The organism is Enterobacter sp. Lyrl_3, assembly GCF_051948675.1.
GTDB lineage: Bacteria > Pseudomonadota > Gammaproteobacteria > Enterobacterales > Enterobacteriaceae > Enterobacter > Enterobacter cloacae.
This window is the reverse complement of record NZ_JAYJLI010000004.1, coordinates 105,872-125,738: the sequence shown is the minus strand read 5'-3', so window position 1 is coordinate 125,738 and position 19,867 is coordinate 105,872. Positions and strand designations below refer to the sequence as shown.

The window sequence follows — 19,867 nt, the reverse complement described above, 5'->3', positions numbered from 1 at the left end:
ATGGCAGATTACCAGGGCAAAAAAGTCGTTATCATCGGGTTGGGCCTTACTGGCCTGTCCTGCGTGGACTTTTTCCTTGCGCGCGGCGTGACGCCGCGGGTGATGGATACGCGTGTTTCTCCGCCGGGTCTGGACAAACTGCCGGAACAGGTTGAACGCCACCTTGGTGGTCTGAATGATGACTGGCTGCTGGCAGCCGATCTGATTGTGGCCAGCCCCGGTATGGCGCTGGCGCACCCTTCACTGAGCGCCGCAGCCGATGCGGGCGTTGAGATTGTCGGTGATATCGAGCTGTTCTGTCGCGAAGCGCAGGCGCCAGTTATCGCCATTACCGGCTCGAACGGAAAAAGCACCGTCACTACCCTGGTGGGTGAGATGGCGAAAGCGGCGGGCAAAAATGTCGGCGTTGGCGGCAACATTGGTTTGCCCGCGCTGATGCTGCTGGACAAAGGCTGCGAGCTGTACGTACTGGAACTCTCCAGCTTCCAGCTGGAAACCACCTCCAGCCTGCATGCGGCCGCGGCCACAATCCTGAACGTGACCGAAGATCATATGGACAGGTATCCATTTGGTCTACAGCAGTATCGCGCAGCCAAACTGCGTATTTATGAAAATGCCAAAGTCTGCGTCGTTAACGCCGATGATGCCCTGACCATGCCGGTACGCGGTGCCGATGACCGCTGCATCAGCTTTGGTATCACCATGGGTGATTATCATCTGAACCGTCAGTTGGGTGAAACCTGGCTGCGGGTCAAAGGTGAGAAAGTGCTGAACGTGAAGGAGATGAAGCTTTCCGGTCAGCATAACTACACCAATGCGCTGGCGGCGCTGGCGCTGGCGGATGCCGTCGGTCTGCCACGCTCCTCCAGCCTGCAGGCGCTGACCACCTTTACGGGTCTGGCGCACCGTTTCCAGCTGGCGCTGGAGCATAACGGCGTACGCTGGATCAATGATTCCAAAGCCACCAACGTAGGCAGTACAGAGGCCGCGCTGAATGGTTTGCAGGTGGAAGGTACTCTGCATCTGCTGCTGGGTGGCGACGGTAAATCCGCCGATTTCACCTCCCTGAAGCAGTATCTCTCCGGCGATAACATCCGTCTCTACTGCTTTGGTCGTGATGGCAGGGAACTGGCGGAACTGCGTCCTGAGATCGCCGAGCAGACCGAAACCATGGAACAGGCAATGCGCCTGATTGCTCCTCGCGTGAAGCCGGGCGATATGGTGCTGCTCTCTCCGGCATGCGCCAGCCTTGATCAATTCAAGAATTTCGAACAGCGTGGTGATCTCTTTACCCGCCTGGCGAAGGAGTTAGGCTGATGCGTTTATCTCTCCCTCGCCTGAAAATGCCGCGCTTCCCAGGATTTGGTGTCCTGGTGTGGTTGTTTGCGGCACTGAAAGGCTGGGTGATGGGCTCTCGTCAGAAAGATAACGACAGCCTGATCATGTACGATCGCACGCTCTTCTGGCTCACCCTGGGGCTGGCGGCGGTCGGCTTTATTATGGTGACGTCAGCATCAATGCCCGTCGGGCAGCGACTGGCGAACGATCCTTTCCTGTTTGCCAAGCGAGATGGTCTGTACATCATCCTGGCGTTCTGTCTTGCGCTGATAACCTTACGTCTGCCAATGGCGTTCTGGCAGCGACACAGTACCGCGATGCTGATCGCCTCGATCATCATGCTGCTGATCGTGCTGGTGGTGGGGAGTTCCGTAAACGGGGCATCGCGCTGGATCGCCTTTGGTCCGCTGCGTATTCAGCCTGCAGAATTTACCAAACTGTCCCTGTTCTGCTACCTGGCGAACTACCTGGTGCGCAAAGTAGATGAAGTGCGTAACAACCTTCGCGGCTTCCTGAAACCGATGGGCGTGATTCTGGTGCTGGCGGTCTTGCTGCTGGCGCAGCCTGACCTCGGTACCGTGGTGGTTCTGTTTGTGACAACGCTGGCGATGCTGTTCCTGGCGGGGGCGAAACTGTGGCAGTTCATCGCCATTATCGGGATGGGTATTTCAGCGGTTGTCCTGTTGATCCTTGCTGAACCATACCGTATCCGCCGTGTGACCTCGTTCTGGAACCCGTGGGAAGACCCGTTTGGCAGTGGCTATCAGCTGACGCAGTCACTCATGGCGTTTGGCCGCGGTGAAGTCTGGGGACAAGGCCTGGGCAACTCTGTTCAGAAACTGGAGTATTTACCCGAAGCGCATACTGACTTCATCTTCTCCATTATTGCGGAAGAACTGGGTTATATCGGTGTGGTATTAGCGCTATTAATGGTATTCTTCGTCGCTTTCCGCGCCATGTCGATTGGGCGGAAAGCGCTGGAGATCGATCACCGCTTCTCAGGTTTCTTAGCCTGTTCAATTGGTATCTGGTTTAGCTTCCAGGCATTGGTTAACGTCGGGGCCGCAGCGGGTATGCTGCCGACCAAGGGCCTGACGTTGCCGTTGATCAGTTATGGTGGTTCCAGTCTGTTGATCATGTCGACGGCCATCATGATGTTGTTACGTATAGATTATGAAACGCGTCTGGAAAAAGCCCAGGCGTTTACACGAGGTTCACGATGAATCAACCGAAGCGGTTAATGGTGATGGCAGGCGGTACCGGTGGACATGTGTTCCCGGGGCTGGCGGTTGCGCACCATTTAATGGATCAGGGCTGGCAGGTACGCTGGCTGGGAACCGCAGACCGCATGGAGGCCGACCTGGTACCGAAGCACGGTATTGAGATCGACTTTATTCGTATTTCTGGCCTTCGTGGCAAAGGCATTAAGGCCCAGCTTCTGGCGCCGGTGCGTATTTTCAACGCATGGCGTCAGGCGCGCAGCATCATGAAGCGCTTTCAGCCGGATGTGGTGCTGGGCATGGGCGGTTATGTTTCCGGTCCGGGCGGACTTGCCGCGTGGTCGTTGGGCATTCCCGTTGTATTGCATGAGCAGAATGGTATTGCAGGACTGACCAACAAGTGGCTGGCGAAAATCGCCACCAAAGTGATGCAGGCATTTCCTGGTGCGTTCCCGAAAGCGGACGTCGTCGGGAACCCGGTGCGTGTGGATGTGCTGGCGCTACCGTTGCCGGATACCCGCATGGCTGGCCGTGAAGGCCCTGTTCGCGTGCTGGTCGTCGGCGGATCGCAGGGTGCACGCATCCTGAACCAGACGATGCCGCAGGTTGCCGCAAAGCTGGGTGATGCCGTGACCATCTGGCATCAAAGCGGAAAAGGCGCTCAGCAGACCGTTGAGCAGGCTTATGCGGCAGAAGGTCAGCCGCAGCACAAAGTGACGGAATTTATCGACGATATGGCGGCAGCGTACGCCTGGGCCGATGTCGTGGTCTGTCGCTCCGGTGCATTAACGGTGAGTGAAATTGCCGCCGCGGGTTTACCGGCTCTGTTTGTGCCGTTCCAGCACAAAGATCGTCAGCAGTACTGGAATGCGCTGCCGCTTGAAAAAGCCGGTGCCGCGAAAATATTCGAGCAGCCACAATTTACCGCCGATGCGGTCGCCACCACCCTGGCGGGCTGGAACCGGGAAACATTAATGGAGATGGCGCAACGTGCACGTGCGGCGGCCATTCCTGATGCAACGGAACGGGTGGCAAAAGAAGTGAGCCTGGCAGCCCAGGCTTAACCCTCGCAGCGCGTGTTGCGCTGCACAAATTTTTTAAGTAGTCGATGGCGTTTAGAGAATGAATACACAACAACTGGCAAAACTGCGTTCAATCGTGCCCGAGATGCGTCGCGTCCGGCACATTCACTTTGTTGGCATCGGTGGTGCTGGCATGGGCGGTATTGCCGAAGTGTTAGCTAACGAAGGCTATCAGATCAGCGGGTCTGACCTGGCGCCAAACCCTGTTACGCAGCAACTGGCGTCGCTTGGGGCGACTATCTATTTCAACCATCGCCCGGAAAACGTGCGCGATGCGAGTGTGGTGGTGGTATCCAGCGCCATCTCCTCTGATAACCCGGAAATTGTGGCCGCGCATGAAGCGCGTATTCCGGTGATCCGCCGCGCGGAAATGCTGGCAGAGCTGATGCGTTTTCGTCACGGGATTGCGATTGCCGGGACGCACGGTAAAACCACGACCACGGCGATGGTTTCCAGTATTTATGCCGAAGCGGGGCTCGACCCGACGTTCGTCAACGGCGGTCTGGTAAAAGCAGCAGGTGTGCATGCGCGTCTGGGCCACAGCCGTTATCTGATTGCGGAAGCGGATGAGAGCGATGCGTCGTTCCTGCATCTGCAGCCGATGGTGGCGATTGTCACTAACATCGAAGCTGACCACATGGATACCTACCAGGGCGACTTCGAGAACTTAAAGCAGACCTTTATCAACTTCCTGCATAACCTGCCGTTCTATGGACGCGCGGTAATGTGTGTGGACGATCCGGTCATTCGCGAGTTGTTGCCGCGGGTTGGTCGTCAGATCACCACCTATGGCTTCAGCGAAGACGCGGATGTTCGCGTGGAAGAGTACAAACAGATTGGTGCGCAGGGGCATTTCACCCTGGCGCGTCAGGACAAAGAGCTGCTGCACGTGACGCTGAACGCACCAGGCCGTCATAACGCCCTGAACGCAGCCGCGGCGGTGGCCGTCGCAACAGAAGAAGGCATTGATGACGATGCGATCCTGCGTGCTCTGGAAAGCTTCCAGGGAACCGGGCGTCGTTTCGACTTTCTTGGCGAATTCCCGCTGGATGCGGTAAACGGTAAACCGGGTACTGCCATGCTGGTAGACGACTATGGCCACCATCCAACCGAAGTGGACGCGACCATTAAGGCCGCACGTGCGGGATGGCCAGAGAAGAACCTGGTGATGATCTTCCAGCCACACCGTTTTACGCGTACGCGCGATCTGTATGACGATTTCGCCAGCGTGCTGTCCCAGGTGGACACATTGCTGATGCTGGATGTTTATTCTGCAGGTGAAACGCCGATCCCAGGCGCGGACAGCCGTTCTCTGTGTCGAACCATTCGCGGACGCGGTAAAGTAGACCCTATTTTGGTTTCGGATCCTGCTCAGGTCGCCGAAATTCTGGCGCCGGTACTGACAGGTAACGATTTGATTCTGATTCAGGGCGCGGGAAATATCGGCAAAATCGCCCGTACCTTAGCTGAAATCAAACTGAAGCCGCAAACTCAGGAGGATGAGCATCATGGCTGATAAGATTGCTGTCCTGTCTGGCGGCACCTCCGCCGAGCGCGAGGTTTCCCTGAATTCAGGCGCTGCGGTACTGGCGGGCCTGCGTGAGGCTGGCGTTAATGCACATCTGGTCGATCCGAAAGAGGTCGATGTAACGCAGCTGAAAGCAATGGGCTTCGATAAAGTCTTTATTGCTCTGCACGGTCGTGGAGGAGAAGACGGTACTCTGCAAGGGTTGCTGGATCTCATCGGTATGCCCTACACCGGCAGCGGCGTGATGGCCTCCGCCATCTCAATGGATAAACTGCGCAGTAAGCTGCTGTGGCAGGGAGCGGGTTTGCCGGTTGCGCCGTGGGTTGCGTTGACGCGCCGCGAATTTGAAATGGGCCTTCAGGATAGCGTTAATGCACGCATTGCTGAGCTGGGCTTACCGGTTATTGTAAAGCCCAGCCGTGAAGGGTCGAGCGTTGGGATGTCCAAAGTTGATAAAGCTGACGATTTATCGTCAGCTTTAGCGCTGGCATTTCAACACGATGAAGAAGTTCTGATTGAAAAATGGCTCAGCGGACCGGAATTTACCGTGGCGATGCTTGGTGAAGAAATTTTACCGTCGATTCGCATCCAACCTGCTGGCGTCTTCTATGATTATGAGGCGAAGTATCTCTCTGACGAGACGCAATATTTCTGCCCAGCAGGTCTTGAAGCAGAACGTGAAGCGGATTTACAGTCCCTGGTGCTTAAAGCCTGGCATATTCTTGGTTGCAGTGGCTGGGGACGCATTGATGTGATGCTCGACAGTGATGGGCAATTTTATTTGCTGGAAGCGAATACTTCTCCAGGCATGACCAGCCACAGCCTTGTGCCGATGGCCGCGCGTCAGGCGGGGATGAGCTTCTCGCAGTTAGTCGTACGTATTCTGGACCAGGCGGGCTGATATGTCTCAGGCTGCATTGAACACGCGCAACCGCGATGACGAGGAAGAATATTCTTCTTCACGCCGGAGTAATGGAACGCGTCTTGCAGGGATTATTTTCCTGCTCGGGGTGCTGTGCACCGTGTTTATCAGCGGCTGGATGGTACTGGGCTGGATGGAAGATGCGCAGCGGTTGCCGCTGTCGAAGTTGGTGGTCACCGGTGAACGCCACTACACGCGTAACGATGATATTCGCCAGTCGATTCTGGCATTGGGGTCGCCTGGCACCTTTATGACGCAGGATGTCAACATTATCCAGAGTCAGATTGAACGTCTGCCCTGGATAAAACAGGCGAGTGTAAGAAAGCAATGGCCTGATGAATTGAAGATTCATCTGGTTGAATATGTGCCCATTGCGCGTTGGAATGATCAGCACATGGTTGACGTAGATGGAAATTCCTTCAGCGTCCCGGCCGATCGTGTCAACAAGCAAAATTTACCGATGTTGTATGGTCCTGAAGGCAGCGAAAACGAAGTGTTACAGGGTTTTCGCGAGATGGGGCAAGTGCTGGCGAAGGACAGGTTTACGTTAAAAGAAGCTGCGATGACGGCGCGCCGTTCGTGGCAGCTCACCTTAACGAATGGCATTAAGCTCAACCTTGGCCGCGGCGACACGATGAAGCGTCTGGCGCGTTTTGTAGAACTTTACCCGGTTTTACAGCAGCAGGCACAGACTGACGGCAAACGGATAAGCTACGTTGATTTGCGCTATGACTCAGGCGCAGCAGTCGGTTGGGTACCGGCTCCGGTCGAGGAACCTAATCAGCAACAGAATCAGGCACAGGTACAGGCAGAACAACAATGATCAAGGCGACGGACAGAAAACTGGTAGTTGGACTGGAGATTGGCACCGCGAAGGTTGCCGCTTTAGTAGGGGAAGTTCTGCCCGACGGTATGGTCAATATCATTGGCGTGGGCAGTTGCCCGTCCCGTGGTATGGATAAAGGTGGGGTAAACGATCTTGAGTCGGTGGTGAAATGCGTGCAGCGCGCCATCGATCAGGCTGAATTAATGGCAGATTGCCAGATTTCCTCTGTCTATCTGGCCCTCTCTGGTAAGCATATCAGCTGCCAGAACGAAATCGGCATGGTGCCCATTTCTGAAGAAGAAGTGACGCAGGAAGACGTTGAAAACGTAGTGCATACGGCGAAGTCCGTGCGCGTGCGCGATGAGCATCGCGTGCTGCACGTGATCCCGCAGGAATATGCGATCGACTACCAGGAAGGGATCAAGAACCCGGTTGGTCTGTCTGGCGTGCGTATGCAGGCAAAAGTGCACCTGATCACATGTCACAACGATATGGCGAAGAACATCGTAAAAGCCGTTGAACGTTGTGGCCTGAAAGTTGACCAACTTATTTTCGCCGGTCTGGCGGCAAGCTATTCCGTGCTGACCGAAGATGAACGTGAACTGGGCGTCTGTGTGGTCGATATTGGTGGTGGTACAATGGATATGGCCGTGTATACCGGCGGTGCCCTGCGCCACACCAAAGTGATCCCTTACGCGGGGAACGTGGTGACCAGCGATATTGCCTACGCGTTTGGTACGCCGCCAAGCGATGCAGAAGCGATTAAAGTGCGCCACGGTTGTGCGCTGGGGTCTATCGTTGGCAAAGATGAGAGCGTTGAAGTGCCAAGCGTGGGCGGTCGTCCGCCGCGTAGCCTGCAGCGCCAGACGTTGGCAGAGGTGATTGAGCCACGCTATACCGAGCTGCTCAACCTGGTCAACGAAGAGATTTTGCAGTTACAGGAACAGCTTCGCCAGCAGGGCGTAAAACATCATCTTGCGGCGGGGATTGTATTAACCGGCGGTGCAGCGCAAATTGAAGGTCTTGCGGCCTGTGCGCAGCGTGTGTTCCATACGCAGGTGCGTATTGGCGCACCGCTGAATATTACCGGTTTAACGGATTATGCCCAGGAGCCTTACTATTCAACGGCTGTGGGCCTGCTCCACTACGGGAAAGAATCCCATCTCAGTGGTGAAGCAGAAGTGGAAAAACGCGTCTCAGTGGGGTCGTGGGTCAAACGACTGAACAACTGGCTGCGAAAAGAGTTTTAATTTTTTTAAGAGACCGGAGAGAATTAACGGTCTCGGGCGACAGGCACAACGGAGAGAGAAATTATGTTTGAACCTATGGAACTGACCAACGACGCGGTGATTAAAGTCATCGGCGTCGGTGGCGGCGGCGGTAACGCCGTAGAGCATATGGTGCGCGAGCGCATTGAAGGTGTTGAATTCTTTGCGGTTAACACTGATGCACAGGCACTGCGTAAGACGGCAGTCGGCCAGACTATCCAGATCGGTGGTGGCATCACCAAAGGTCTGGGCGCAGGGGCTAACCCGGAAGTAGGTCGCAATGCGGCTGAAGAAGATCGTGAAGCGCTGCGTGCTGCACTGGAAGGTGCGGACATGGTCTTCATCGCAGCAGGTATGGGTGGCGGTACAGGTACCGGCGCAGCACCTGTTGTGGCTGAAGTGGCTAAAGATTTAGGTATCCTGACCGTTGCTGTCGTGACCAAGCCTTTCAATTTTGAAGGCAAGAAACGTATGGCCTTCGCGGAGCAGGGTATCACCGAGCTGTCCAAGCATGTGGACTCGCTGATCACCATCCCGAACGACAAACTGCTGAAAGTGCTGGGTCGCGGTATCTCTCTGCTGGATGCCTTTGGCGCAGCAAACGACGTGCTGAAAGGCGCGGTTCAGGGTATCGCTGAACTGATTACCCGTCCTGGCCTGATGAACGTTGACTTTGCTGACGTTCGCACCGTGATGTCCGAAATGGGCTACGCGATGATGGGCTCCGGCGTGGCGAGCGGTGAAGACCGTGCGGAAGAAGCAGCAGAAATGGCTATCTCTTCTCCGCTGCTGGAAGATATCGATCTGTCGGGTGCGCGTGGCGTGCTGGTCAACATCACCGCTGGCTTTGACCTGCGTCTGGATGAGTTCGAAACCGTGGGTAACACCATCCGTGCGTTCGCCTCTGACAACGCGACCGTGGTAATCGGTACCTCCCTTGACCCGGAAATGAACGACGAGCTGCGTGTAACGGTTGTTGCTACCGGTATCGGTATGGACAAGCGTCCTGAAATCACTCTGGTGACGAACAAGCAGACTCAGCAACCGGTAATGGATCGTTACCAGCAGCACGGTATGTCTCCTCTGACTCAGGAGCAAAAACCGGCCGCGAAAGTGGTTAATGACCCAACGCCGCAAACGGCGAAAGAGCCAGATTATCTGGATATCCCGGCGTTCCTGCGTAAGCAAGCTGACTAAGAATTGGCTGGAATTTGGGGATTTCCGCTCTTTGTGCTAAACTGGCCCACCGTTAGTGATATACACTCTCGGTTGGATAGTTAATTTGGCGAGATTATACGATGATCAAACAAAGGACACTTAAACGTATCGTTCAGGCGACAGGTGTCGGTTTACATACCGGCAAGAAAGTCACCCTGACGTTACGCCCTGCGCCGGCCAATACCGGGGTCATCTATCGTCGCACCGACTTGAATCCACCGGTAGATTTTCCGGCCGATGCCAAATCTGTGCGTGATACTATGCTCTGTACTTGTCTGGTGAACGAGCATGACGTGCGGATTTCTACCGTAGAGCATCTGAACGCCGCCCTGGCGGGTCTGGGTATCGACAACATTATTGTTGAAGTCGATGCGCCAGAAATCCCGATCATGGATGGTAGTGCTGCTCCGTTCGTTTATCTGTTGCTGGATGCCGGCATCGAAGAACTGAACTGCGCGAAGAAATTTGTTCGCATCAAAGAGACCGTTCGCGTCGAAGATGGCGACAAGTGGGCTGAATTCAAACCGTACAATGGTTTCTCGTTGGACTTCACCATCGATTTTAACCATCCGGCGATTGATGCCAGTACCCAGCGCTATGCGATGAACTTCTCTGCTGATGCGTTTATGCGCCAGATCAGCCGTGCTCGTACTTTCGGCTTCATGCGTGATATCGAATATCTGCAGTCCCGCGGCCTGTGCCTGGGCGGCAGCTTCGATTGTGCCATCGTTGTTGACGATTATCGCGTACTGAACGAAGACGGTCTGCGTTTCGAAGATGAATTCGTTCGCCACAAAATGCTTGATGCAATTGGCGACCTGTTCATGTGTGGTCACAACATTATTGGTGCATTTACCGCGTTCAAATCCGGTCATGCGCTGAATAACAAACTCTTGCAGGCCGTCCTGGCAAAACAGGAAGCTTGGGAGTATGTGACCTTCGAAGACGAAGCTGAACTGCCGCTGGCCTTCAAAGCTCCTGGCCTGGTTCTGGCGTAACGGTTCAAGCCGTTTCGTAAAAAAATCGACTGGTTAATCTGGTACTCTCTCCGACCAGGGAAACCAGTCGTTTTTATTTTTACCTTTCTTCATTTTGCCCCAGCTTCCCCTTTCGCTTAGCAGGCGTAGAAAATCTGTGCGTTAGCTGCATTCTTGACCGTTTTTCCCCGCTGCAGTATGTCATTCCTGCTGCTGTGTATTGGCTTTAGTGGTAATATCTGGGCGCTTAAAAGAATAACTGAACTCAGCCTGTTTAAGACGGGTTTATGTGGTGGAGCAAGTGAGCGGAATTCTGACGCGCTGGCGACAATTTGGCAGACGTTACTTCTGGCCGCATCTCTTATTAGGGATGGTCGCGGCGAGTTTCGGCTTGCCTGCGCTCAGCAATAGCGCCGAAGCTGCCACACCGGCAAAGACGTCAACCACTAAACACGATCTCACCGCGCGCGTTAACTTCACCAATCTTGCGTGGCTTGAAGCCAGCCGCCGTCCTAACTTTTCGGTAGATTACTGGCAGCAGCACGCCATCCGCACGGTTATCCGCCATCTGTCATTTGCAATGGCGCCGCAGGCCATACCGGTTGCTGAAGAGACGCTGCCGGTTCAGGCGCAACACCTTGCGCTGCTGGATACGCTCAACGCGCTGTTGACGCAGGACAGCCAGCCAGCTGTTAGCGTTCCGCAGACAGCGCAATCCATCGTTGTTTCACCCGCCACATTCTCTGTCTCGACGTGGATAAGCCAGGTTCATGGCATCCGCGCCGGGCCTCAGCGCCTCAGTTAAATTAACCGTTTTCAATACCTTAATTTATCTGCCCGTTATGGGGCGTTTGAGAATTTATTATGCTAATCAAATTATTAACCAAAGTTTTTGGTAGTCGTAACGATCGTACCCTGCGCCGTATGCGCAAAGCTGTCGCTGTCATCAACGGTATGGAACCGGCGATGGAGAAGCTGTCTGATGACGAGCTGAAAGCGAAAACCGCAGAATTCCGCGCACGCCTGGAAAAAGGCGAAACCTTAGAAAGCCTGATCCCGGAAGCCTTCGCGGTTGTGCGTGAAGCGAGTAAACGTGTATTCGGCATGCGTCACTTCGACGTGCAGCTGCTGGGCGGTATGGTGCTTAACGAGCGCTGCATCGCGGAAATGCGTACCGGTGAAGGTAAAACCCTGACCGCGACGCTGCCTGCCTACCTGAACGCACTGACCGGCAAAGGCGTGCACGTCGTGACCGTCAACGACTATCTGGCACAGCGTGACGCCGAAAATAACCGTCCATTGTTCGAATTCCTGGGGATGACCGTCGGCATCAACATGTCCGGTCTTCCTGCGCCAGCCAAGCGCGAAGCGTATAACGCCGATATCACCTACGGTACCAACAACGAATACGGCTTCGACTACCTGCGTGACAACATGGCGTTCAGCCCTGAAGAACGTGTGCAGCGTAAATTGCACTATGCGCTGGTGGATGAGGTGGACTCCATTCTGATCGATGAAGCGCGTACCCCACTGATCATCTCCGGCCCGGCCGAAGACAGCTCTGATATGTACCGTAAAGTCGACAAAATCATTCCGCACCTGCTGCGTCAGGAGAAAGAAGACTCCGATACCTTCCAGGGTGAAGGCCACTTCTCCGTTGATGAAAAAGCGCGCCAGGTGAACCTGACCGAACGTGGTCTGGTTAAAATTGAAGAGCTGTTAGTGGCTGAAGGCATCATGGAAGAGGGGGAGTCTCTTTACTCCCCGAGCAACATCATGCTGATGCACCACGTGACTGCCGCACTGCGCGCCCATGCGCTGTTCACTCGCGACGTCGACTACATCGTCAAAGACGGCGAAGTCATCATCGTTGATGAGCACACTGGCCGTACCATGCAGGGTCGTCGCTGGTCTGACGGTCTGCACCAGGCCGTTGAAGCCAAAGAAGGCGTGGATATTCAAAACGAAAACCAGACGCTGGCGTCTATTACCTTCCAGAACTACTTCCGTCTGTACGAGAAGCTGGCAGGGATGACCGGTACAGCAGATACCGAAGCGTTTGAATTCAGCTCCATCTACAAACTGGATACCGTTGTCGTTCCAACCAACCGTCCAATGATCCGTAAGGACATGCCAGACCTGGTATACATGACCGAAGCGGAAAAAATTCAGGCAATCATCGAAGATATTCGTGAGCGTACTGCTAAAGGCCAGCCGGTTCTGGTGGGGACCATCTCCATCGAGAAATCCGAAGTGGTGTCTAATGAGCTGACTAAAGCGGGTATCAAGCACAACGTACTGAACGCCAAATTCCACGCCAAAGAAGCAGATATCGTTGCGCAGGCGGGTTATCCGGCGGCCGTGACCATCGCCACCAACATGGCGGGTCGTGGTACCGATATTATGCTGGGCGGTAGCTGGCAGGCCGAAGTGGCTGAGCTGGAAAACCCAACGCCGGAACAGATTGCGCAGATCAAAGCCGACTGGCAGGTGCGTCATGACGCGGTTCTGGCATCTGGTGGTCTGCATATCATTGGTACCGAGCGTCACGAATCACGTCGTATCGATAACCAGCTGCGTGGTCGTGCAGGTCGTCAGGGTGATGCCGGTTCTTCCCGCTTCTACCTGTCGATGGAAGATGCGCTGATGCGTATCTTCGCCTCTGACCGTGTTTCCGGCATGATGCGTAAGCTGGGGATGAAACCAGGTGAAGCCATTGAGCACCCATGGGTGACCAAAGCGATTGCCAACGCGCAGCGTAAAGTGGAAAGCCGCAACTTCGATATTCGTAAGCAGCTGCTGGAATATGACGACGTCGCCAACGATCAGCGTCGTGCTATCTATACCCAGCGTAACGAACTGCTGGACGTATCCGACGTGAGCGAAACCATCAACAGCATTCGTGAAGATGTGTTCAAAGCGACTATCGATGCGCACATTCCGCCTCAGTCTCTGGAAGAGATGTGGGATATCGAAGGCCTTCAGGAGCGCCTGAAAAACGACTTCGACCTCGACCTGCCAATCAAAGAGTGGCTGGATAAAGAGCCAGAGCTGCACGAAGAGACCCTGCGCGAGCGTATCTACGAAACCGCGCTGGAGGTATACAAGCGTAAGGAAGAGGTTGTTGGCGCTGAGATGATGCGTCACTTCGAAAAAGGGGTGATGCTGCAGACGCTGGACTCACTGTGGAAAGAGCACCTGGCGGCGATGGACTACCTGCGTCAGGGGATCCACCTGCGTGGCTATGCGCAGAAAGATCCTAAGCAGGAGTACAAGCGCGAATCCTTCTCGATGTTTGCCTCCATGCTGGAGTCGCTGAAATATGAAGTTATCAGCACCCTGAGCAAAGTGCAGGTGCGTATGCCGGAAGAAGTGGAAGCGATGGAGCAACAGCGTCGTGAGGAAGCCGAGCGTCTGGCACAGATGCAGCAGCTCAGCCACCAGACTGACGATAGCGAAGCCGCTGCGGCGATCGCCGCGCAAACTGGCGATCGCAAAGTGGGGCGTAACGATCCGTGCCCATGCGGCTCCGGTAAAAAATATAAGGCGTGCCACGGCCGCCTGAGCTAAGTTCATAAAAAACGAAAAGGCGCAGAAATCTGCGCCTTTTTTATGGAAGTGACAATATGAAAAAACTGCAAATTGCTGTCGGGATTATTCGCAACCCGCAAAACCAAATCTTCATTACGCAACGTGCCGCTGACGCCCACATGGCAAACAAGTGGGAGTTTCCTGGCGGGAAAATCGAGTCCGGTGAAACGCCGGAGCAGGCGCTGGTGCGTGAGCTTCAGGAAGAGGTCGGCATTACTCCGATTGGCGCAACGCTGTTTGATAAGCTGGAATACCAGTTTCCGGATCGTCACATCACGTTGTGGTTCTGGCTTGTGGAAAGCTGGGAGGGGGAACCCTGGGGGAAAGAGGGTCAACCGGGTGGCTGGGTTTCGCTTCACGCGAGTGATGCCGAAAAATTTCCTCCGGCAAATGCGCCCGTCATATCCCGGCTAACGGGCAACCTGTAGGCCTGCTAAGCGAAGCGCCAGCAGGCATCTACCGCTACTGCTGGTTTTCGCTCCAGTCATCGCTGTCTGAGAGGTCGCCTTCACTTGGAATGCGTTTCTCTTCCGCCGCCCATTCGCCCAGGTCAATTAACTGACAGCGCTTACAGCAGAATGGGCGAAACGGACTCACCTCTCCCCAGACAACAGTTTTGCCACAGGTTGGGCAGTTTACGGTGGTTACATCAGACATAGGCACTCCTTAACAACAGGCCAGTTCAAAATCGAGGCGTTCCGGCACGGTGCCATTTTCACTATCCAGCGGCATAAAGCGAATCGCAAAACGACTCTTATGCCCGGAGATTTGCGGGTAAAGCTGTTCACCCAGAGAGAGGTTCAGACGCAGCAGATCCGCATCATCACCGTTGTCCTGGTAGAAACCGTTCAGGCTGGTTTGCTTGCGGAATGGCGCCGAGTTACGGATGAGATCGAGGATCAGGGATAACGTCTGATGCATCGGCTCCAGGCTGTCCAGCCAGCTTTTCACCTGTGCATCACGCTGGAGCTGCGGCATATGCAACCACATATGCAGTGTCGGCAGGTCAAAGCTGCAGCAGCCGCCCGGGATACTCAGGCGCTGGCGCACCAGCCCGATTAAGCGGTCTTCACGCAAAAACTGCCCAACGCGGGGAGCGGCCATCAGCGTACTGCTGCTGTTTTTAAGCTGTTGACGGAGTGAATCAATGCGGCTCTGGTCAACGCCCGGAACTTCGGCCCAGGCCTGTAATTTACGCTGCTGGCGCTCCAGCTCTTTCAGTAGCTCGGTGCGAACGTCGCCTCGTTCAATTACATCCAGAAGATCGCCCACATTGCGGAAGAAGTGCAGCGCCGTCGCATGATCGTTGATGGGCAAATGTTGTGAGAGTTGTTGAATCAGAAATTCGATACGCAGCCAGGTACGCATTTTTTCGTTGAGCGGATGCTCAAAAAGGATGTGGGTCGACATTATGGTTTTTCCTGTGCAACGGCCTGCGCGGCATACGTCAGATACTGCGCGTGCAGGCGGGCAACATCCGATGCAATGGCATCTGGTGCGCCGTTATTATCAATAACATCATCCGCAACGGCAAGGCGCTGAGCGCGCGTGGCCTGAGCGGCAAGAATTTGTTCAGCCTGTTCGCGCGAGACATGGTCGCGCGCCACGGTGCGCTGGATTTGCGTTTCGGGTGAGACATCAATGACCAGTACCCGGTCGGCTTTATTGTGCAGTTGATTCTCTACCAGCAGCGGAACCACCCACAGAACATACGGCGAGCGGGCTGCGGCAATCTGACGCTGGGTTTCCTGGTGGATAATGGGGTGGAGCAGAGCATTAAGCCAGGCCTTTTCTGAAGAATCAGAAAAAATGCACTCACGAAGCTTGCGGCGATTTAGCGTGCCATCCGCGTTGATAATTGCCTGACCAAAATGTGCCTTAATGGCGTTTAGTGCGGGTGTATCTGGCTCTACCACCTGACGGGCAATGATATCGGCATCGATTATGGTGATACCCAGACGAGAAAATGCGTCCGCAACGGTACTTTTCCCGCTACCGATGCCGCCGGTTAATGCGACGATATACCCCATTAAATCAAATCCTGGGAATTATTCATTATTAAAATCAGTTGGTTAAAATTCAAACGTGCGCCAGCCACTGTTTGGCTCTCTTTACCGGCTTTTTACCAGGTAAATTTATAGGATTGTAGCGTAAAAAAAGAGAATTTCGCAGTCTTGCGGAGCAGGTATTAGTGCGTATGATAACGTCACTGGAGTTGTGCTTTTAACATATTTGCCTCTAACCCCAGGAATCCGCACATGCGTATCGAAGAAGATCTGAAGTTAGGTTTCAAAGACGTTCTTATCCGCCCTAAACGCTCTACACTGAAAAGTCGCTCAGACGTTGAACTCGAACGTCAATTCACCTTTAAACATTCCGGTCAGACCTGGTCTGGCGTGCCGATCATCGCAGCCAATATGGATACGGTGGGAACCTTCGAGATGGCGACCGCGCTGGCGAAATTCGATATCCTTACCGCTGTGCATAAGCACTACAGCCCGGAAGAGTGGAATGCCTTTATCGCCTCTGCATCGGACGATGTGGTGAAGCATGTCATGGTTTCCACCGGTACCTCCGATGCCGATTTCGAGAAGACCAAACAGATTCTTAACGCTAACCCGGCGCTCAATTTTGTCTGTATTGATGTGGCAAATGGTTACTCCGAGCACTTCGTGCAGTTTGTCAGCAAGGCGCGTGAGGCCTGGCCCACCAAAACCATTATCGCGGGCAACGTGGTAACCGGTGAAATGTGTGAAGAGCTGATCCTTTCCGGTGCAGACATCGTAAAAGTGGGCATTGGCCCGGGTTCCGTGTGTACCACGCGTGTGAAGACCGGTGTGGGTTACCCGCAACTTTCTGCGGTGATTGAGTGTGCTGATGCCGCGCACGGTCTGGGTGGCCAGATCATCAGCGACGGCGGTTGCACCATGCCGGGTGATGTCGCGAAAGCCTTTGGCGGCGGCGCGGATTTCGTGATGCTTGGCGGCATGCTGGCGGGTCATGAAGAGAGCGGCGGCACCGTGGTTGAAGAGAACGGCGAGAAGTTCATGCTGTTCTACGGCATGAGCTCAGAATCAGCAATGACCCGTCACGTAGGTGGCGTGGCAAAATACCGTGCTGCGGAAGGCAAAACCGTGAAGCTGCCCCTGCGTGGCCCGGTCGAAAACACGGCTCGTGACATCCTGGGCGGCCTGCGTTCCGCATGTACCTACGTTGGGGCATCTCGTCTGAAAGAGCTGACAAAACGTACGACGTTTATCCGCGTTCAGGAGCAGGAAAACCGCGTTTTCAATAGCCTGTAATATTTCTGCTGGCGTATGTCCGTACGCCAGCGTTATCCCGCGCTCATTGCATCCCCGAGATGGAAAATGGGCAGATACATCGCCACCACCAGCGTACCGATAATCACCCCTGTTACAATCAGCAGCACTGGCTCCAGAAGCGCGGCCAGATTATCTGCCAGTTGAAAGGTTTGCTCCGTATGATGGCGGGCAAGGTTTTCCAGCATAATGTCGAGTGACCCAGATACCTCCCCGGTGCGTATGAGTTGAATGCACAGCGGGGTAAAGACGGCCGCTTTCTGAAATGAAGACCAGACGGTAAAGCCTTGTTCAATGTCCCCACGAACGCTGCGCAATATACCTTGCCAGTACCGGCTATCAACAGTTTCTTCTGCGCTCTGTAATCCCTGTAAAAAGGGGATGCCCGCCTGCTGGGTGAGTGACAGTACGGTAAAGATCTGCCCCAGTTTTTGCCCTCTTGCCAGCCTTCCCGTCACGGGAATATGCATCAGGATACGTTGCCAGCGCGGATCCCGTCGCAGCGCCCAGGCGATGGCCACGGGAATAAGCAACAGCACGAACAGGGCGATGGCGTATGTCTGGATAAACGCCGACAGACCCATGACCATCTGTGTCAGCAGCGGCAGGGGAGTATTAAACGTTTTGTAGATGGCCGCGAACTCCGGCAAGACCAGAGTGACCATGGCCAGAACGACAAGAATGGCCAGCGCCAGGATGATCGTCGGATAGCGCAACGCCTTCTTCACTTTTGCCGTGAGTTGCTGCTGGGATTGTTGCTGCTGAGCGAGCTGGCGGCAGCACGTTTCCAGCTTCCCCGTTAGCTCCCCTGTTTTTACCATCGAGACATACAGCGGGCTAAATACCGCAGGCCATCGCTTCAGCGCCTCTGAAAAGGCGCATCCCTCGCTCAGATCATCATTCATGTTTTCCAGCAGCGCCTGCCAGTGTTTGACAGGATGCTGATCGGCCAGCATTTGCAGACTTTGCGATAACGTCAGGCCAGCCTGCAACAGCGTGGCAAGCTGGCGAAACATCTCATAGCAATGATGGGGTCGCCAGCGGTGCGTCAGCGAGCCTCGGGTGAGCGAAAGTGGATGTAACTCTTTACGTATCAGCCTGACGAAGGCCGTTTCGCGATCTGGCGCCCACAGCACCCCACACAGAGATTCGCCTTCACTGGATAGCGCCCGCCAGCGCCAGAGATGATTAACACTCATTGGGCATTCCCAGCACGCGCAGCAACTCTTCGAGCGTGGTGAGTCCTTGCTCGACGGCCAGACAACCCTGCTCAAATAACGATGTCATTCCCGCCTGACGGGCGCTGGCTTCGATGACCTCTATCGAGGCGCCACTGGCGATGGCCTGCCGGAGCGTGGTGTCGATGGCGAGGACTTCAAAAATGGCGACGCGGCCATAAAAGCCGTGATAGCAGCGATCGCAGCCGCCAGGTTGCCAGCGAGGAAGCGGCCGGGGCCATAAGGTGCGCGGTAATTCTGCGCGGCTGTTGGCTTCCTGCCGACAGTGAGGACACAGACGACGCACCAGCCGCTGGGCAATCACCAGCGAGAGTGCAGAGGAGATCATCCAGCGTGCAACCCCCATCTGCTGCAGGCGAATGACGGTTTCCGTCGTGGAGTTGGTGTGCAGCGTCGACAGCACCAGATGCCCGGTCTGTGCGGCGTTAATGGCAATCTCTGCCGTTTCACTATCGCGGATTTCGCCTACCATAATGATGTCCGGATCCTGGCGCAGGAGCGCCCGCAGAACGCTCTGAAAGGTTAAGCCCGCACGGGGATTAATCTGCGTTTGGTTCAGCCCCGCAAGCGGGATCTCGATCGGATCTTCCACGCTGCAGATGTTAACGTCAGGGGTATTACGCGCCTGCAATGCGCTATAGAGCGTGACCGTTTTTCCGCTGCCAGTGGGGCCCGTGACCAAAATCAGCCCTTGCGGTTGATGGAGGATCTCGTTAAAGCGGGCCAGCTGTTTCGCACTCATTCCCAGTTTTTCGGGTTCCAGCGCCTGATGAACCTGATGCAGCAGGCGCAACACAATTTTCTCTCCGCCGCTGCAGGGAAGCGTGGCGATGCGAAAAGAGACCGGCTCGCTTGCCAGTTCAATCGTAAATTGACCATCCTGCGGTAAACGGCGCTCCGCAATATCCAGTTGGCCCAGCACTTTTAAGCGAGCGGTGAGGGTATTTGCCACCGCTGCAGAAAGCGGAGGCAGCGGACAAAGCACACCGTCAATACGCAAGCGGACCTGACAGATATCCCCCATCGGTTCGATATGAATGTCAGATGCGCGCTGGTTGATCGCCTGCTGCAGGGTGTGGTTGAGAATATCCACCGTGTTGTGCGGCGTTAAAACAACCGGGAGGTGTGATTGCGCGGTTAACTGCCGGTGTTTTTCCATGCGCTCCGCTGTCCAGCATTCAATATCAATACGTTTTTGCGTGGCGAAACGTAGCGCTTCCATCATTTCAGCGGCGGGATTTCCCACGACGGCGATGCTAATCATGTCGGCGTCGCTGGTCAGCAGCAAAGCATGGTGGCGCTGGCACAGGGTGACGAGTTGATCTGAATTCATTGTCCG

Annotated in this window: 18 protein-coding genes; 13 read left to right on the top strand and 5 right to left on the bottom strand. The window is 54.9% G+C overall.

Going from position 1 to position 19,867, the window contains the following annotated elements; genetic code table 11:
• The 12 genes from murD (at position 1) to mutT (ending at position 14,398) form a co-directional block, all read left to right on the top strand.
• Positions 1 to 1,317, top strand: a complete 1,317-nt coding sequence (gene murD / locus VF709_RS10495) for a UDP-N-acetylmuramoyl-L-alanine--D-glutamate ligase (RefSeq protein WP_023620010.1) — start codon at positions 1 to 3, stop codon at positions 1,315 to 1,317.
• Positions 1,317 to 2,561: a cell division protein FtsW gene (gene ftsW / locus VF709_RS10490; protein WP_013095573.1), complete on the top strand. Its 1,245-nt coding sequence runs from the start codon at positions 1,317 to 1,319 to the stop codon at positions 2,559 to 2,561. Before murD ends, ftsW begins: the two co-directional genes overlap by 1 nt.
• Positions 2,558 to 3,622, top strand: coding sequence for an undecaprenyldiphospho-muramoylpentapeptide beta-N-acetylglucosaminyltransferase (murG, locus tag VF709_RS10485; RefSeq protein ID WP_013095574.1), 1,065 nt, complete (start codon positions 2,558 to 2,560; stop codon positions 3,620 to 3,622). Before ftsW ends, murG begins: the two co-directional genes overlap by 4 nt.
• Before the next feature lie 58 nt (positions 3,623 to 3,680).
• Positions 3,681 to 5,156 carry a UDP-N-acetylmuramate--L-alanine ligase gene (gene murC, locus VF709_RS10480; RefSeq protein ID WP_013095575.1) on the top strand — a complete coding sequence of 492 codons (1,476 nt, stop codon included), beginning with the start codon at positions 3,681 to 3,683 and terminating at the stop codon, positions 5,154 to 5,156.
• On the top strand, positions 5,149 to 6,069 hold the full coding sequence (locus tag VF709_RS10475) for a D-alanine--D-alanine ligase (RefSeq protein WP_038981206.1): 921 nt from the start codon (positions 5,149 to 5,151) through the stop codon (positions 6,067 to 6,069). Before murC ends, VF709_RS10475 begins: the two co-directional genes overlap by 8 nt.
• Position 6,070: 1 nt before the next feature.
• Positions 6,071 to 6,913 (top strand): cell division protein FtsQ, encoded by an 843-nt coding sequence (gene ftsQ, locus VF709_RS10470; protein ID WP_013095577.1) that lies wholly within the window; start codon positions 6,071 to 6,073, stop codon positions 6,911 to 6,913.
• Positions 6,910 to 8,166 carry a cell division protein FtsA gene (gene ftsA / locus VF709_RS10465; protein ID WP_006173845.1) on the top strand — a complete coding sequence of 419 codons (1,257 nt, stop codon included), beginning with the start codon at positions 6,910 to 6,912 and terminating at the stop codon, positions 8,164 to 8,166. The genes ftsQ and ftsA overlap by 4 nt, the downstream gene beginning before the upstream one ends.
• Positions 8,167 to 8,229: 63 nt before the next feature.
• Positions 8,230 to 9,381 carry a cell division protein FtsZ gene (ftsZ, locus tag VF709_RS10460; protein WP_008501978.1) on the top strand — a complete coding sequence of 384 codons (1,152 nt, stop codon included), beginning with the start codon at positions 8,230 to 8,232 and terminating at the stop codon, positions 9,379 to 9,381.
• A 101-nt stretch (positions 9,382 to 9,482) separates the two neighbouring features.
• Complete coding sequence (gene lpxC / locus VF709_RS10455) at positions 9,483 to 10,400, top strand: UDP-3-O-acyl-N-acetylglucosamine deacetylase (RefSeq protein ID WP_013095578.1); 918 nt, start codon at positions 9,483 to 9,485, stop codon at positions 10,398 to 10,400.
• 280 nt (positions 10,401 to 10,680) lie between these two features.
• Complete coding sequence (gene secM / locus VF709_RS10450; protein WP_013095579.1) at positions 10,681 to 11,184, top strand: secA translation cis-regulator SecM; 504 nt, start codon at positions 10,681 to 10,683, stop codon at positions 11,182 to 11,184.
• Positions 11,185 to 11,243: 59 nt separating this feature from the next.
• Entirely contained in the window at positions 11,244 to 13,949 is a 2,706-nt protein-coding gene (gene secA, locus VF709_RS10445) for a preprotein translocase subunit SecA (RefSeq protein ID WP_013095581.1), read from the top strand.
• A gap of 56 nt (positions 13,950 to 14,005) precedes the next feature.
• Positions 14,006 to 14,398: an 8-oxo-dGTP diphosphatase MutT gene (gene mutT, locus VF709_RS10440; RefSeq protein WP_020688501.1), complete on the top strand. Its 393-nt coding sequence runs from the start codon at positions 14,006 to 14,008 to the stop codon at positions 14,396 to 14,398.
• 34 nt (positions 14,399 to 14,432) lie between these two features.
• Here mutT and yacG read toward each other — a convergent pair whose 3' ends face one another.
• From yacG to coaE, 3 genes are read right to left on the bottom strand one after another with little or no spacing between them, the layout of a single operon-like run.
• A complete protein-coding gene (gene yacG, locus VF709_RS10435) occupies positions 14,433 to 14,627 on the bottom strand; it encodes a DNA gyrase inhibitor YacG (protein WP_003856332.1) in 195 nt (64 codons plus the stop codon).
• A 9-nt stretch (positions 14,628 to 14,636) separates the two neighbouring features.
• The gene (zapD, locus tag VF709_RS10430; RefSeq protein ID WP_047352027.1) at positions 14,637 to 15,380 is read right to left on the bottom strand and encodes a cell division protein ZapD; all 744 of its coding nucleotides are present in this window, start codon (positions 15,378 to 15,380) and stop codon (positions 14,637 to 14,639) included.
• Positions 15,380 to 16,000: a dephospho-CoA kinase gene (gene coaE, locus VF709_RS10425; protein ID WP_014830656.1), complete on the bottom strand. Its 621-nt coding sequence runs from the start codon at positions 15,998 to 16,000 to the stop codon at positions 15,380 to 15,382. The genes zapD and coaE overlap by 1 nt, the downstream gene beginning before the upstream one ends.
• A gap of 228 nt (positions 16,001 to 16,228) precedes the next feature.
• Between coaE and VF709_RS10420 the strand changes: the two genes are divergently transcribed.
• Positions 16,229 to 17,272: a GMP reductase gene (locus VF709_RS10420; protein ID WP_020688503.1), complete on the top strand. Its 1,044-nt coding sequence runs from the start codon at positions 16,229 to 16,231 to the stop codon at positions 17,270 to 17,272.
• 32 nt (positions 17,273 to 17,304) lie between these two features.
• On the opposite strand, the gene hofC is transcribed toward VF709_RS10420, so the two are convergent.
• Together hofC and gspE are read right to left on the bottom strand one after the other, a co-directional pair.
• Complete coding sequence (gene hofC / locus VF709_RS10415) at positions 17,305 to 18,489, bottom strand: protein transport protein HofC (RefSeq protein WP_114519189.1); 1,185 nt, start codon at positions 18,487 to 18,489, stop codon at positions 17,305 to 17,307.
• Positions 18,479 to 19,861 (bottom strand): type II secretion system protein GspE, encoded by a 1,383-nt coding sequence (gspE, locus tag VF709_RS10410; protein ID WP_440231514.1) that lies wholly within the window; start codon positions 19,859 to 19,861, stop codon positions 18,479 to 18,481. Before gspE ends, hofC begins: the two co-directional genes overlap by 11 nt.
• Positions 19,862 to 19,867: the final 6 nt, after the last annotated feature.